This window comes from Rhizobium ecuadorense, assembly GCF_001187535.1.
Taxonomy (GTDB): Bacteria; Pseudomonadota; Alphaproteobacteria; order Rhizobiales; family Rhizobiaceae; genus Rhizobium; species Rhizobium ecuadorense.
Map to the genome: position 1 here is coordinate 1 of NZ_LFIO01001775.1, position 224 is coordinate 224.

1 protein-coding gene is annotated in these 224 nt (G+C 57.1%); it reads right to left on the reverse strand.

Annotation, left to right across the window (positions count from 1 at the left end; genetic code table 11):
• The coding region (locus tag AF337_RS41415; RefSeq protein WP_160320417.1) for a helix-turn-helix transcriptional regulator at window positions 1-224 on the reverse strand (224 nt) is incomplete at both ends.

Consider the following 224-nt stretch of genomic DNA (forward strand, 5'->3'; position numbering starts at 1 on the left):
GCCGTCCTGTTTCCCGCGATCGGGATCGACGCAATCAACCTGGCGAGAGCCGCCTGGGATCGAGTTCCCGTTTTGCCAAAGCATCGGCTAGTGTGTGTTTTTGCCGTGTTGGACGAAATTCCAAGAACCTCGGCAATCTCGGGCAAATTCATTCCGCTGCCGATCAGTGCAGCGACCCGCGTTTCGGCTTCGGTCAGGCCAAAGATGTGTTGCAGTTGTTGCGC